The organism is Streptomyces sp. NPDC054887, from assembly GCF_053610585.1.
Map to the genome: position 1 here is coordinate 1 of NZ_JBSGYQ010000111.1, position 13137 is coordinate 13137.

Annotated in this window: 8 protein-coding genes and 1 pseudogene; 1 reads left to right on the top strand and 8 read right to left on the bottom strand. The window is 69.1% G+C overall.

What is annotated here, in order from left to right; translation table 11 throughout:
* Positions 1-1771: 1771 nt before the first annotated feature.
* The 4 genes and pseudogenes from ACWGH0_RS33550 to ACWGH0_RS33565 form a co-directional block, all read right to left on the bottom strand.
* A pseudogene (locus ACWGH0_RS33550) lies at positions 1772-2313 on the bottom strand (IS5 family transposase); the annotation flags it as partial.
* Between the two features lie 154 nt (positions 2314-2467).
* Positions 2468-6886, bottom strand: coding sequence for an nSTAND1 domain-containing NTPase (locus tag ACWGH0_RS33555; RefSeq protein WP_453408052.1), 4419 nt, complete (start codon positions 6884-6886; stop codon positions 2468-2470).
* Positions 6887-6902: 16 nt separating this feature from the next.
* Positions 6903-7286: a CU044_2847 family protein gene (locus tag ACWGH0_RS33560; RefSeq protein ID WP_453408053.1), complete on the bottom strand. Its 384-nt coding sequence runs from the start codon at positions 7284-7286 to the stop codon at positions 6903-6905.
* A gap of 1087 nt (positions 7287-8373) precedes the next feature.
* Positions 8374-9204: an NAD(P)H-binding protein gene (locus ACWGH0_RS33565; RefSeq protein WP_453408054.1), complete on the bottom strand. Its 831-nt coding sequence runs from the start codon at positions 9202-9204 to the stop codon at positions 8374-8376.
* A gap of 299 nt (positions 9205-9503) precedes the next feature.
* Here ACWGH0_RS33565 and ACWGH0_RS33570 point away from each other — a divergent pair, with 299 nt between their 5' ends.
* On the top strand, positions 9504-9821 hold the full coding sequence (locus tag ACWGH0_RS33570; protein ID WP_453408055.1) for a hypothetical protein: 318 nt from the start codon (positions 9504-9506) through the stop codon (positions 9819-9821).
* A 30-nt stretch (positions 9822-9851) separates the two neighbouring features.
* Here the strand turns inward: ACWGH0_RS33570 and ACWGH0_RS33575 are convergent, their stop codons facing one another.
* From ACWGH0_RS33575 to ACWGH0_RS33590, 4 genes are all read right to left on the bottom strand, one after another.
* A complete protein-coding gene (locus ACWGH0_RS33575; protein WP_453408056.1) occupies positions 9852-10670 on the bottom strand; it encodes an ABC transporter permease in 819 nt (272 codons plus the stop codon).
* Between the two features lie 29 nt (positions 10671-10699).
* Complete coding sequence (locus ACWGH0_RS33580; protein WP_453408057.1) at positions 10700-11671, bottom strand: ABC transporter ATP-binding protein; 972 nt, start codon at positions 11669-11671, stop codon at positions 10700-10702.
* 566 nt (positions 11672-12237) lie between these two features.
* A complete protein-coding gene (locus tag ACWGH0_RS33585; protein ID WP_453408058.1) occupies positions 12238-12531 on the bottom strand; it encodes a hypothetical protein in 294 nt (97 codons plus the stop codon).
* Positions 12528-13137, bottom strand: a 610-nt coding sequence (locus tag ACWGH0_RS33590; protein ID WP_453408059.1) for a hypothetical protein, incomplete at its 5' end; no start/stop codon positions are given. The genes ACWGH0_RS33585 and ACWGH0_RS33590, both read right to left, overlap by 4 nt.

The window sequence follows — 13137 nt, forward strand, 5'->3', positions numbered from 1 at the left end:
GGCCGGGGGTCGTGCACCGGGCCCAACCGATCGCCCGGGCAGCCATTTCTGTGTCGCCGCATATTACGCAGAAATATCCAGGCGCCAGCAATAAGCAAGGGCAGCGAGGGGCAGGATTAGGCATTCAACGGCGCCCGGCGCGATGACAATATGCGAACTCACACTAAATATCATCCGGCATGCCCGTTGACGTGTGGGCCACTATTGCACCGGATGAGGGAATATTTCCCTGCCGCCCATAAGCCCGTCCCGGCCGTTCTCGCAAAAGCGCCGCTAACCGGGTGTTCTTAGGTACTCGCCCGCACGGGCGTGGCGAAGTCGCCGCCCGATACATCGCCGCCCGATGCATGGCCGCTGGCGCACGGACCCGATTGCTTTCGCTCACCCGAGGTGAGGCAGCACAGGAAAGCGATGCGGAGAACGGCATGGGGAACGCCGCCGCCTTTCAGGCTGTCGCCGCAAAGACGCCCTATTCCCTCACGCCGGCCTCCCGTGCCAGGGTTGCGGTTGGCGTCATGACGGCGCCGGATGACCTTGCGGTAGCGCGGCAGCACCGTCGCGCTGCCCCGGCAAGGGGGCGTCGACCCGTACCGCTTCCCGGCATGGGCGGGCCTCATGTGGGGCCATCACAACGCCGTCCGCGACCCGGTGGTTGCGGGGGTGCCCATTTGTACATGTGGGGATGGAGGAGCGTTCATCACGGGCTGCTCGACCGCCGTCCGCCCCGAAATCCCGCTGAGTTTCGCTCTGTTCCCCGAGTTGCAGAAGGCTGCGGCACGAGGGCCTACCAGGCGCAGGCGCGACGGGCGGGCCGGTCTTGAACCCCCATTGAGCGCCGCCAGCGTGAGGCGAGCTGCTCACGGCCCATCAGGGCCCTTGCGCCCGGGGCCTACGAGGCAACCGCAGGCTCGCAAGCCTCCCATTCGTAGGTCCGCGCGGTCAGCGGTGTGCACCGGCATCCCTCAGGAGGCTCCTCCGTCTCGCAACCGGCCCATAGGACAGGTGCCTCGAAGGCCCAGCACACACCTCACCCTGACACGCCTGGTCGTCACCAACCCGTCGCCGGGCTGGTGACGACCGCAGCCGTCAGGCCGCGCCGCTTCCGACCCCGCTTACCAGGGCCTGGCCGAAAGCGGCCTTGCACCCCGAGAAAGAGGCTCCACCAGTGTCCGACACCGTCACGCCCCATCAAAATTGCCTGCGTCCAATCGAGTTAACCGTCACCCATGCCTGACCGACGGCGCCACCACCTCACCACGGCGGGGTGCTACACGGAGCTCGCCGAGCGGGAACTCTGTCCCATCCGGCAGCGCGCCATGGCGGGGCGGAGGTGGCAGTGCGCCATGGGCTGCACGGTTGTTCGCTCCGTCCGGCCCGGAATGCAGGGGTGGTCTGTATGGGCAACACGAAGCGTGCGCTGAAATGGCCGGCTGACGCGGCGTTGGATCCGTCTGCCTGCAGCCAGCAGTGGCGGCTTCACCAGCCGGACGTCGCCCTGCTACCGGCCGGCCGCCGGTGGACGTCGTGATCACACCGGAGCGCCTGGGCTCCACCCTCCTACGCGCCATAAGCGCCTGCCGACTACGGCCCGGTCCGGTCTGTTCTACACCTGCGCCAGGCTCGGTCAGGGACGGGGTCGCGCGCCTCGTCGACGGCGGCTCGAGGCCACTGGTCGGCGCCGGTTATGGACTTCAGGCATCACGTCCATACCCGAACAACGACAGCCAGCAGCTCAGTACGCGAAATCCAACTGGAGCACAAAGACGGTGTCCTATGTGGCGAGTCGGACGAGTCGTTTGTAGTAACAGAGGGCGGCGGCGAGTCCGAGAAAGGCCAGGTAGTTACGGGGATGATGTTCGTAGCGGTGGTCGAGCCGGCGCTATCCGGCCAGCCAGGACATGGTGCGTTCAATGACCCATCTGCGGCGCCTCAACCGTTCGCTGGACTCGATGCCTTTGCGAGCGATGCGTACGCCGATGCGTCGTCGGCCGCGTAACCATTTCCGCAGGTGGGGAACGTCGTAGGCCTTGTCTGCGTGAGGGCGCTGGGGCTTGAAGTAGCGTCCGCCGTGGGGGTCGTGTCTCGTTTGGTGACCTGTGACCTTGGGCTTCAGCGCTTCGCTGTCGTGGATGTTCGCTGCCGAGATTCCGACGAGGAGGGGCAGTCCGTTCGCGTCCGACAGGACGTGCGTCTTGGAACCCGGCTTGCCCCGGTCCACAGGGCTCGGACCTGTGAGTTCGCCCCCCTTTTCGCCCTGACGTGGGCGGAGTCGAGGACCGCGCGGGACAGGTCGAGCAGGCCGGCGTCGTCCACGTACTCCGCCCCAGACCAAGGCCAACAACCAGCAGCACATTGGACACCGTCCTGAGGATACGTGCGTCAAGGAGTCACACCCCGGCCAACGAGTCCTACGACCTACAGTCACAAGAACTTCCCTGCACACCAACTACATAGATCAGATGCTCTCTTAGCGGCCGCCCGGCGGGCAGACCCGGTCCGGCAGCCAGACGGGTAGGCCCCGGCGTTCGTTCTCGGAGAGGTCACGGCCGAGGGTGTCGCACAGCTCCTTCTTCCAGAGCGCCGGGTCGAGGTGGAGGATGCCCACGGTGTTCTTGTCGACGGTGCGAAGCAGGGTCCTGCCGTCGCGGGAGACCGCCAGGAAATTCTGCTCCTCTGCGAACACGTAGGACTCGCCGCGGTCCTCGGGGTCCGCCGCGTCCTGGAACCGTATGGAGTTCCCGTTGGCCAGGAAATGCACCGAGCTGTCGCCCCGGAAGCCCTGTCGGTACTCCCAGGGATTCAGGGGCCCCATCGGGCCGAGCACCCGGTGCGGGGGCTTTCCCGTCCTCCCCACCGACCACAGTTCCATCATGGACCCTTTGGTCCGCACGGCGGCGAAATTCCCGGTCCGGTCGAGAACCGAGGAGTCTGCTTCCGGCCCCAGGTCGATGCCAAGTGCCTTGTTCTCCCGGCCCGTGCGCAGAGAGAAGGCGCGGAGGAACCCTTGGCCGTGTATCGCGACCTGCACGTGTCCCGGCTCCGGGTGGAAGGATGCGGTGAACTTCGGGGAGTCCGTTCGTGTAAGTCCCAGGTCGCGAACGTCGAGCGGTTTCGACAGGCGCCGTCCGTCCCGGGCGCTCCAGTGCTCGATGGTGGAGCCGGAGACGGTCAGCAGCTCGTCCCCGGGGCCGAAGTGCAGCCCCACACCTTCCTTCGGCGCATCGGGGCCGCCGTCGGGAGGAGGCATGCGGACGGTGATGTCGGTGACGGTCCGCAGGGAGGGGAGCTCCCAGATCCGGACCTTGTTCCAGCTGATGAGGTCCGCTGCCAGCGTTGCGGCCTGGTTCACCTCTATGCCGGGTGCGATGTTGACGAACAGCGCTGGGTCTTCCCTCGGTGGACGCTTGACCGTCTTTTGCACGGTCGTCGACCCGTCCGGGTCCATGCGTACGATGCCGAGTGTGTCGGCCTTGTCGCCCATCCGGACCAGCATCTCCCCCTCCTCACCCCAGGCCGTGCCGCCGAGCAGCGCCGGAGGGCCATCGGCGACGAACCTGTCCGTGATCAGGGGCCGCCCGATCACCGAGGTCTCGTCCCACATGATCAGGACGGGGTTCGCCGGATCGCCCACGAGGGACAGGTCGTCGTTCTCCGGCTGAGTGCCGGGTCCTTCGATCTCCCGCGCCTCGGATCCGGGGCGTGTCCCGACCAGAGCCCACTCGCTCTGCAGCGTGCTCACTGCGAAATGCGCTCCGGTCCCGTCGATCGCGATCCTCTTGCACGAGCTGCTGAACTCGCCCGGCCGGTACCGGGTCAGTGCCCGTCCGTCCGCGACCCGGAGGGCCTCGTACGTGACACCTTTCCCCGGCCGCTCCTCACGGCAGACGACCAGTACCGCGCCGTTGCCCGACAGGGCGAGACGGGGAGACGTCGGAAGGACGCCGTCCGCCAGTTTCCGCGACCTTCCGGTCCTGGTGTCGATCGCCACGAGGGACGGCTTCTGCACTGTGCTCTGCCCGGTGCCGGCCTGTTGCTGAGCCACCAGTGTGTTTCCGTCCGGCCCGAACCACACCGCGTCCACCGGGGGTGTCCGACCGGGCACCTTCCGCTCCCGGCCTGTCGCCAGCTTTCGAAGCTTCACGCGCCCGTTCGCCGACGTCACCACCTCGCTGGCGTCCGGGGAGAGGTCGGCCTGGCCGAGGCCTGAGGCGAGCGCCGCCCCCTCGTACCCGAACTCCGTGCCGGCGACGCTGCCTTCCGGCCCCAGCACCGCCGCCTCGTTCCTACCCGCGCGGTCCACGTCGTGCCAGAACAAGGTGCCGCCGGCCTTCGTCGACAGGTAGGCGATCCTGCGGCCGTCACGGCTGACCAGCGGGAGGAAGGCGCCCTCGGCGAGGGAGAGCCGGGCGCGCACGATGCGCTCGCCCGCACCCCGGACGAAGAGCACCACACCCGCCTTGGAGTTCCCCGACCCTCTGAGCCTGGTCGTCACGAGGACCACCCGGCCGTCCGTGCTCGCCGCCACCCGGTCCACCCGTGCCTCACCCGAGGTCAGAGCCCACCGGTCCTGCACGAAGTGGTCGTAGCGGCGCAGTAGCGCGTTGCGGGCCTCCTCGGTAGGGGAGAGGTCGTGGGCCGCCATCGCGACCAGGGCGGCGACGCCCGGGTCCCGCTGCACCAGATCCTCCGAAAGACTTGCCAGCGAGCGCGACCGCCCCTCAGCCTCCCGCTGCGCGCTGACGCGTGACTGCTCGATGAGGAAGGTACCGAGCCCGGCGATGAGCGCGAGGACGAGCGCCGCGGCACCCCAGGCGACCCGCAGACGGGTCCGGCGGCGACGTTGTCGTCTTGTGGCGAGGCCGATGTACGTGCGTTCCTCGGTAGAGAGCTCAGCTTCCCGCGCCTGTAGTCGGCGTGTCAGTGAAGCCAGATGAATCGGGCCGGGCAGCAGATCCGGGGAGCGCCCCGACGCCTCCCAGCGGTCGAGGTCGTGGCGCAGCTCCGCACGGGCCGACAACAGGTCGCTGTCGGCCCGCACCTGGTCGGCGAGCGTCGGCCAGGCGCTGGTGAGGGCTTCGTGGGCGAGCTCCGCCGTCTGCGGCTCGCCCTCCTTCCCGTGCAGCACCAGCAGCCGCCGTTCGGCCAGTGCACGGGCGATCCGCCATCGCGTCTCCCCCGCCTCCTCGCGGGTGATCATGCGGCGCAGCGGCGCCTCGCTGCCGGGCAGTACCCGGACGAGCCCGGTGAGCAGCCGCAGCGCGTCGGCCTCGTCCGCCGGGCGTACGCACTCCCGCCACGCCTGTTCCGCGTGGCGTGCCAGGGCGCCGGACACTCCGCCCATCTCTTCGTATGCCGCGAGGCGGAGCCGTCCTGCGGCCTGCCGTTCCCACAGCTGGGCGAGGACGAAGCCGAGCAGGGGCAGGATGCCGGGCGCACCCCCGGCATCCTTCCGGATGAGTTCCTCCAGCCCGGGGTCGTACGCAACCGTCGGCAGCCGTCTGACCGGCTCGCCGATCACCTTCGCGAGCTGGTCCTCCGACATCGGGGTGAGCGCGACGGTGAAGCCGTCCCTCAACGCCGTTCCCAGGACGGGGCGGTTGAGTGCCGCGTCCACGAAGTCGGAGCGGAGGGTGAGCAGAACGCGGATGCCCTCCGGCTGGCCCTGCCGGAAGAGCAGGTCGGCGGCCTCCGCCAGATCGGCCTCACAACGGTCGAGGAGGGCCTCGGCCTGGTCCACCACGACGAGGACTCGGCTGCCGGCGCTCCCCAGGACGCGGTGCAGGACGTCGGGGAGAGCCCACTCCCCCAGCAGGGCCGCCACGTGCTCGGCGCTCCGGACCGGGGCGGGGCCGTCCGCCCCATTCGCTCTTTCCGCCTCGTGCAGCTCGTAGAGCCTGGTGGCCAGGGCGTGGCGAAGGGACGAGATGTGCCCGGCGTTGACCACCAGGACGGCGTACCCCGCCTCCCGCATCCTCGGCACCACCCCGGCAAGCGCCAGCGAGGACTTACCGCAGCCGGAGGGCCCGCACAGGGTGACGGTCGGCCAGCGGCCCCGCAACGCATCGAGCACGTTCTCGATGTCGTCGTTCCGCCCGAAGAAGACATCGGCGTCGGTCTCCTGGAAGGTGGCGAGGCCGCGGAACGGGGTGGGTGGGGTGACGAGCGGGACGAGTTCGGGCAGCGCGTCCAGCAGCGTACGGGTGCGCAGGGCGAACGCCTGCTGCGCCTCGCGTCCGGGCTCGGCGGCCACCATCAGGCCGACGACCGCGCCGAATTCGTCGTTCCACACGGGACTGCCGCTGAAGCCCCGCTTGACGTAGACGCTCTCGCCGTCACCCCGCGAGAGCTGGACCCATCCCTCCCGGGTCGGCCCCCGGAACGTACCACTGTGCCAAATGCCCCCGGGGTGGTCGTCGGTGAACCCCACGGCCCGGGCGTGGTGGTGCCACACGCCCTCCGGAGGATCGGCCAAGGGCAGCGGCCGGGCGCCGGGTATCGGATCCCTCAGCCACAGGAGGGCCATGTCACCGGTCCGGTCGGGCGCGACGGGTATCCAGCGCCGCACTTCAGCCGTACGGTCACCGCCGTCGTAAGCACCCCCGGCGTCCCCTGCCAGCGGCAGGTCGACGGCGACCTCGGCCCCGGGCTTCACCACCTCCTCCCGGGGCCGGTCGAGGGCGTCGGAGACCACGTGGGCGCAGGTGAGCACGAGATCGTCGGCGACCAGGAAGCCCGCACCGGCGAGGGCCCCGTCCCGGCCTTTTACGCGGACGACGCCGGCGGCGAGGGCCGCCTCAGGGCCGTACGCCGGGTCGGGGCGGCCCGGCGTGCGTTCCGCGGTCGCCCCCCGGTCGTCCCCGCCCCTGCCCCGCGGTCCGTGTGTCACTGGGCCCCCACCCGTATCAACTGCGCTGCTGTCCCACAGTATCGGGGTCGGCGTCCGGCTCGTCGCGCCTGTTCCAGGTCAGGGTGACGGAGAAATTGGCCGCCGTCGCGGTGCTGGCGATGACGACATCCGCCTCGGCGGACAAGGACACCCCGAACTGCAAGGTGATCTCGTCCGGGGCCTGCGCCATCCCGGAGAACCGGCCCACGAAGCTCTCCGCAACGGGACGTACGGTGTCCAGCATCTGCCCGAGCGTCCGCTCGGCCCGTGCCACGGTGCGGCCGCCCCGCCCCACGCGGACGAGCGCCTCGTCCACCTCGCGGATCTGGACGCGGACGGCCTGGCCGCCGGCGCCGTCGCCCAGGGGAACTTCCACCGTGTGGACGGGGCGTTCGTTCATGGCGGTACTCCAATGCTCGGAAGCTGAAGATCGTAGCGAGAGCGACCGAGGCTTTTCCCGGGAGTTGCATCATCGCGAAGGAGACGGCCAAGTTCGGTGCGTCCGCGACGCAGGGCAAAGAGACTGATAGCGGGCTACAGCGGGCAGAGCAAGCGCACCTGCACCTCCGTGCTGCACGGTTACGCCACCGAGCTCAGCGGCACCGAGGCCAAGGCGGCTCGCCGCCGACCCGGGCGGTCGCCCAGGTCGAGCAGGACCATCCGGACCGGGTGCGGACGGGTGTCTGGTGGCGGGACTTGGCGGAGCGGTGCGGCCCGTGGGAGACCGTCTGTAAATGGCATCGCCGCAGGCCAGCGGATGGAGCCTGGGCGATTCTGCTGTCTCGTATCCAGGCTGCCGAGGACGCCGCGGGCCGAATCGACAGGGAGGTGTCAGTCGACTCGACCGCAGTACGGACTCACCGGCATGCCGCCGGCGCGAGGAAGGCACCGGCGGCCGCCGTCCTAAAAGGGGGTACGCCCGGGGGACGAACCAGGTCGATCCGGTGCTACGGAAACTCGCCGTCCGGCTGGAGAAAGGCGGCCAGATGAGTGTCTGGGACGTTTCTGAGGCGGCTACGCCACCAAAATCCACCTCGCCGCCGAAGGACTGTGCTGCCCCCTCGCCGTCGTCCTGACGCCGGGCCACTACGGCGACGACCTCCAGCTCCAACGCGTGCTGGAGCACGTCCACGTGCCCCGCACCGGAGTCGGCCACCCGTGCATCCCACCCGATCACCTCCCCGCAGAAAGGCCCACACCTCCCGGAAGAACCGCCGCTACCTGCGAGAACGCGGCCTTCCACACGAAATTGCCGAACGCCTCCACCAGCAAAGACACCAAAAGAACCTAGGCTCCCGAGGCGGCCGGCCCACCGGCTTCGACAGCGAGCGCTACAAGAAACGCAACACCGTCGAACGCACAATCAACCGGCTATAACGCCTTCGGGCCGTAGCCACCCCCTACGAGAAGCGTGCCTACATTTACCTCGGCACCGTCACCCTCGCAGCCCTCATCATCTGGCTCGGAACATGATCCGAGAACCAGTATCAGCGGAAGTCCGCCGCGTGGTCCACCGCCCACTCCCGGAAGGACCGAGCCGGGGTGCCCGTGATGCGCTCCACCTCATCGTTGACCGGCTCCGGACTGTCGAGCATCTTTGCCTGCGCCGGCACCACGGCCTCCACCAGCTCTGCCGGGTAACCTGCCGCCTTCATGTGCTCAATGGCCGCGTCCACTGTGACCTCCTCGAACCGCACCGGCCGCCCGATCGCCTCGCCGATCAGCGCCACCTGCCGCTCCTGGGTGATCAGTTCGAGGCCGGTGATCAGGGGACGAGCGTCGAGCAAGGCGTCGGTCGTCAGTGCCTGAACGGCGACCGCCGCGATGTCCGCCTCGTGAATCAGCGGGCGGGCCAGCCTTGCCAGCGGCGCCCGTACCGCACCGGTAGTGCGAACTTCCTCCGCCCAGCCCAGCGTGTTGCTCGCGAAGCCGGTGGGCCGCAGCGCCGTCCACTCCAGGTTCGATGCCTCGATCAGCCGCTCAAGCTCCGTGTGGAACATGGTGATCGCCTCGCTCGGCTTCTCCTTCTCGCTCCCGACCCCGGCGGATGACAGGTACACCACCCGTCGGGCCCGCTTTCCGATCGCGTCGATCACGTCCGACGCGCCGACGGCGCTCAGGAACGGCCACACCAGGAAGACCGAGTCGACGCCCTCAAGAGCTGTGTCCAGCGACGCGGCATCACCGAGATCGCCGCGTACCGCCTGCACGCCCTTCGAGAAGTCCGCCTCCCCTCTCACCAGCGCCCGCACGGGCACGCTCGTCGCGTGCAGTTGGGTCACCACCGCGCCGCCGACTCGTCCGGTCGCGCCGGTCACCAGGATCCTGGGCTGTGTCATCGGAATCTCCTCGTCTCGCCGTTCGATGACACGACTCTCGTACATCAACCAAGGTTCAGGTCAAGCACCGGCCGACCGGATCGGCCGGCACCGGGTGTCACTGGCCAACTGGCGATCAAGAAGGCCGACTACGGAGCAACACGACAGACGGGGCGAAACTGTAGCTGTGCCGGGCGACTTCCAGGGAGCGCGCCCAATCCTGCTCGAACGGGGGCACTCACGTGTCGGCGCGGCGATCAGCGGGCAGTTGGGCGGCCGGGGCCGGCGGAGAGGGCTGGGTGGAATTGCTCGCACTGGCCCATCACGCATCCATGTGGGCGAAGCAGGTCACCAAGCCCGTCCAGCTCGATGACGTCGACGGCATCGAGCTGGACGGGTACGAGCCGGTGCGCGAGGTAAGGGGCCCCGCCCTGGCTCAGGCACCCGGGTTGCCGGCGTCCTTTGGCCAGTCGCAGACCGCCAGGACCGGGTTGATGCCACGACTCTTCTCCTCGCCCGTGAGTTCTCTTTCCACCAACACCGGCAAGGAACGCGCCCGCCTTCGCAACGACAACATCCGCTGGGGAGGGCGCCCCCTCGGTTCAGCGCGGCCTTGACCAGGAACCGAGCCGGCATCCCCGGCGCATCTAACCGACGCGCTGCATCGCCTTCCGGTGCCGTTCTGCCATCGCGGCTCCGGACTCGCGGCGGGCCATCCTGCGCAGGATGGACGGTGCGAGGAGCAGCCCGGCGATCGCCCAGGCGCCCAGCACGCCCGCTGTCTGCAGGTGCCGCCAGGATTCGCCGATCTCGGCGGCGACAGCTTCGGCCGGCAGCAACGCGGCCCGGAGACCGAGGCCGAGCCAGTACACAGGGAAGATCTGCCCGACGGTCTGCAGCCACTCGGGCAGCTTGGACAGGGGGAAGTAGATCCCCGAGATGACGACGAGTCCCATCACCGGAAGCATCAGCAGTCCGACGGTGCGCGGACTGGAGACGAGTGAGCCGATGACGGCACCGATCGGCAGGGTTGCCAGGAGACCCAACGGCACCACCCACACCAGCGTCAGCAACGCTCCGCCGCCCTGTCGGGCAACGCCGTCGACAAGGCATACACCAACGGCAAAGGGCAGCGCCATGGACGCGAGAGCCGTCCCCGACACCATGATGATCTTGCCGACCAGGTGGCCGATCATGCCGTGAGGCACGGCCTTGGCCCGCAGCAGAGTGCCGTCTTCGCGCTCGGTCGCGAGGAGCTGCGCCGTGGTCATCATTCCGGTGAACCCAAGCGTCATCCCCACGACGCTCGGCAGCATGAACGCGCCGACCGAGATACCGGCGCCCTTCAGCGGATCGTCCCGGACCAGGAACAGCGGAACGATAAGCATGACCGTCCAGAGCACGTACCCGAACACGTCCTGGCCGGTAGTGAAGGTCTGCCGGAGTTCCGTCCAGCCGCGCCGCACTCCTACTCCCGCCGCGTACCACACCGGACTCATCGCGATCCCTCCCCGAATGCATGCCCCGCCCGCTCACCGGGAACGCTCCCCGCCTGCAGCTCCCGCACCATCGTCAGATAGGTGTCTTCCAGGCTCGCCCGGCGCACCTCCAGCCCGCCGATCGCCTCGCCGTGTTCCTCGAACAGCCGACGCACGAACCGGGTGGGCTCGGCCGTCGCCTGCTCGAAGGAATGCCCGTCCCGCGTCCAGCGGACGGTGGCCTCGGCCGATGCCTGCCGGGACAGTTCCTCGGCCGGGCCGTCCGCCACGATCCGGCCACCGGCCAGGATAAGGATCCGGTCGGCCAACTTCTCCGCCTCGGCGAGGTCGTGTGTGGTCAGCAGAACGGTGGTGTTCTCGTCCGCGAGCCCGCGCACCAGTCCGTGGAACTCGTTCCTGGCCTCAGGGTCCAGACCGGCGGTCGGCTCGTCCAGGAACAGCACCTCGGGTCTGCCTACGATGCCGACTGCCACGTCGAAACGCCTGCGCTGCCCGCCGGACAGGGTTCCGACCCGCTTGTCCGCCTGCTCGGTCAGCCCGACTGCGGCGAGGAGCTCGTCGACGTCCCACGGGCGCCGCACGAGAGTGGTGGAGTAGGGCGCGTAGTACGAGCCGAGATGGGACAGCAGTTCCCGTACCCGCCACTTGCCGTGATCGCGCCACGACTGCAACACGATGCCGAGGCGCGCACGCCACCGCTCGTCCCCGCGAGCCGGATCGGTGCCGAGGACGGTCACGTCGCCGGCCGAGCGCATCCTGAAGCCCTCCAGGACCTCGATCGTGGTCGTCTTGCCCGCGCCGTTCGGGCCGAGCAGCACAACCACTTCGCCTCGCTGAGCTGTGAAGCCGACGCCCTTCAGTACGTCCTGGCTGCGGTAGCGCATCCGCAGGTCGTGCACGGCGATGACCGTGCCGCTCTCCGGCGGTGGACTGCTCCCGACGCCGGACAAGGCGTGAGCGGTCGTCATGGGTGTTCCCCCGTGCGTCTCGTGGTCCGTCTTCTGGGATCAGGGGCCGCAGCCCGTGCCGTCGTCCGTGGTCATGGGACGTGTCTACGGCTGTGGCTGCCGGGGCCGTCGTGCAGCACCTGTTCAGGCCCTCCCCGGGGGAACACATTACCGAACAGTTCAGGCGTCTCTGCTGTTCACTGACCCGGCGGAAGTTCTGAGACGTGCGGGCGGCGGCAAGTGGTACGTGCCGGCGCAGCAACCCGGGTGGGCGCGCTTGCGCAGGGGGCCATCGCCGTGTGGGCGGGGAGCAGGCGGCCCCGAGCCACTTGAGCTCGATCCCGCCGGGATCATCCCCGCGCATGTGGGGATGATCCCGCAGATGCACTGTGGCAGGGCCGGCGAAAGCTCTGCCGCGGCTGCTCCTGGTCTGTGGACGTCACGGGCTTGTACACGGGGTGGCCGAACCTGTCGCATCCGACGGTGTGCAACCGTTCCTACATAGGTCCACCACGGCTTCCGGCCTCCTGGCCCGCCGTCACCTCGGCCGGACGGGGGCAGCCGGACCGGGCCCGGACCGCGCGTTTTCAGGAGCGGCAGTCGCGGCCGGCGTCGCACTGCCAGCCGGAGAAGCCGCCTTCGCGGGGATGTTCGACATCCTGGTCGAACTGAAGGAAACCCCAGGCCACCCAGACGACGAAGGCGATGCAGAGGGTAAGGCCGACCCACAGGGCCAGCTTCGTCAGAAAGCCGCCGGGACCCGCGTCGTCCTCATGGGCGCCGGGCGCGGCGTCGTCCCTGCTCCGGACATCCGGGAGCGCCGGACGGGCGGCGTCGGACGGCTCCGGCTGCGGCCGTGCCCCTGAGTGCCGCCCCTTCATGAGCGGGCCGTCATCTCGTCGGACGAGCCGGACACGTTGAAGTCCTGGGCCATGTCTGAGCTGTGCAGGTAGGCGATGTCGGCCTGTTCCAGGTCCATGCCCAGCGGTCCCGGCCCGTCACCGGACACCGTGGCGCGGTGCTCGCTGGGAATGCCCCAGTCATAACGTTTCTGGACCTCGACGTGGTACTTGATCTCGTCGCCTTCCTTCTCCCCGACGAGTCGGTACTGGAAGTCGTTGAGCGCGTAGTACCACTCTATGCTGCGGTCGCTGTCCGCAGGGTTGGGGCGGTGGAGGACCACCCGGTGGTGAACGGCCCGTCCCCGCGTTTGCGGATGTCGTTCTCCAGCGTGCTGTAGATATCCTCGCGGGGAGAGGTAGCTCTTGCTGGTGAGGACCTTCGGCGCGCGGGCAGACCCCCTTAGGGGCGCGGGCTGTCTGGCCAGAATGACCGCCAGTGGTCGGCCACCGGCACCCTGGTCCCGCCCACGGCCTGCTGGTGACATCGTCGGCCGGGCGGCCGTGGTCGCCGCTGTTCTTCTCCTGACGCCAAGCAGCGAAGGCTGCGCCAGGAGGGCGCACCCCGGCGCGGCCGCGCCGGGGTGC

Excerpts from the sequence above, each read along its gene's own strand:
- ACWGH0_RS33560 (WP_453408053.1), bottom strand. The coding sequence starts at position 7,286 with ATGAACGAACGCCCCGTCCACACGGTGGAAGTTCCCCTGGGCGACGGC.
- ACWGH0_RS33580 (WP_453408057.1), bottom strand. The coding sequence starts at position 11,671 with ATGACGACCGCTCACGCCTTGTCCGGCGTCGGGAGCAGTCCACCGCCG.
- ACWGH0_RS33585 (WP_453408058.1), bottom strand. The coding sequence starts at position 12,531 with ATGAAGGGGCGGCACTCAGGGGCACGGCCGCAGCCGGAGCCGTCCGAC.